Source organism: Streptomyces sp. XM83C (assembly GCF_023072675.1).
Taxonomy (GTDB): Bacteria; Actinomycetota; Actinomycetes; order Streptomycetales; family Streptomycetaceae; genus Streptomyces; species Streptomyces thermocoprophilus.
This window is the reverse complement of record NZ_JALLGL010000541.1, coordinates 1-1,745: the sequence shown is the minus strand read 5'-3', so window position 1 is coordinate 1,745 and position 1,745 is coordinate 1. Positions and strand designations below refer to the sequence as shown.

The window sequence follows — 1,745 nt, the reverse complement described above, 5'->3', positions numbered from 1 at the left end:
CTCCCATGCCCTCGACGTCCCGCCTGCCCCCGGCATGCAGGGCCGCCGGTACGGGGTACTGCGGGCCGGAGGCGGTGGGGGTCGGTACGCGGCCCTGCATGCCGGGGGCAGGCGGGACGTCGAGGGCATGGGAGCGGTGGTCGGCTTGGTCGTGCAGGTTCCCGGCGCAGGGGGCGTGGCCGGACCCGGCACTGGGGACATGGCCGAGCCCGGCACGGGGTCCGAGGTCGGACGCGTCCCCCGGGCTCACGGCACCGGACGCGGGCGCCGCCGGATCGCCCGGCCGCCCGTCACGGCCCCCGCGCGCGGCCCGGCCGTCGGGCCCGCCCGTGCCCGTGCGGACGAACAGGTCGTCGTGCGGTACGTCGCCGGACCTCCCGTGCCCGGCCGGAGACCATGCCCCTCCCCCGCCGGAGCCGTGGACGGTCGGCCCGCACGGTCCGGGCCCGGTGGGGCGACCGCCGCAGGCCGCCGCCTCGCCGGGGCTACCAGGACGCGGCAGCCCGGCGCACGCGCCCTCGCCGGAAGGCGTCGTCTCGGGCCACTCCAGGGCCGTGTCGCAGGACACGGCGACGATACGGGCCGCGCGGGTGAGGGCGCGGCGAGCGGCGTCGGCGATGCCGGTGTCGTCCTCGCGGAGGTCGGCGCCGCGCAGCCAGAGCGTGGGCGCGGGGTCGCGGTCCTGGGCGCGGCGGGCGGCGAAGGCCGCGAGTTCCGTCGTACGGCCGCTGCCGGGCGGGCCGACCAGGGCGAGCACGGCGGCGTCCCCGGCGGTGAACTCGGCGAACTCTCTGAGGACAGCGGCGCGTTCGACGGGTTCGACGTCGGTGGTGCGGCCGTCGGCGGGGCCGTCCTGGCCGACGGAGGTGGCGGTCAGCTCCAGGACCCCGGCGAGGTTGAGGTCGGCGCCGTAGGCGGGCACGGTGGCGGCGTTGCGGGCCAGCAGGTCGGCGAGGGGCCCGTCGGCGGGGCGCAGCGGCACGGCGAACGCGGCGGCGGTGTGCCCGGCGGTCAGGGCGGTGGCGACGACTCCGACGACGGCGCCGGTCGCGGCGTCCAGGACGGGGGCGCCGGCCGCGCCGCCGCCGGGCCGCAGGGCGTCGCGGCCGGCGGTGCCGATGGCGAGTTCCAGGGCGTCGTCGAGGCGGTGGCGCCGGCCGTCGGCGGTGTGGTCGGCGCCGGTCGCGCCGAGCACGCGGGCCTCGCGCAGACAGCCGGCCGGTACGTGGACGTAGGTGCCCGCGTCGATGGTGTCCCGCGCGGTGATGGGCAGGGGCCGGCGTCCGAGGCCGTCGGTGCGGACGAGGGCGAGGGCGCGATGCGGCAGCGGGGTGACCGCGTCGGCGGTGATGTCGTCGCTGCGGCCGTCGGCGGTGCGCAGCAGGAGCGAGGGCAGGCCGGCGACGGTCTCGTGGGCGGTGATCAGGGTGCCGTGGTGGTCGGCGAGGAAGCCGAGGCCGCGGGGGCGTCCGGCGGGGTCGGCGACGAGGACGAGCCGGGTGTCCGGGAGGAGGGGTGCGTCGGCCGTGTGCCCGGCGTCCCGCGGGCCCCGTCCCGCCATGGTCGTCCCTCCGCCCCGCATGTGCCGTGGGCTCGTGCCCTTGCCTGTCCGGTTCGACGGTAGGCAGACGATGATCGGCGGGACAGTTCGCGTGACGAACGCGCCCCCGTGTGCTCCCCCGGTTCACTCCGAGCGCCCGTCCGGACGGGTGAATGGAGGGGGCGGCCTGGATACAGCTTAGGGG

The 1,745-nt window shown here is 78.7% G+C and carries 1 pseudogene; it reads right to left on the bottom strand.

Annotated features, from left to right (window positions below):
* Positions 1-1,561: pseudogene (locus MTQ10_RS30170) on the bottom strand (hypothetical protein); the annotation flags it as partial.
* Between the last annotated feature and the right edge of the window lie 184 nt (positions 1,562-1,745).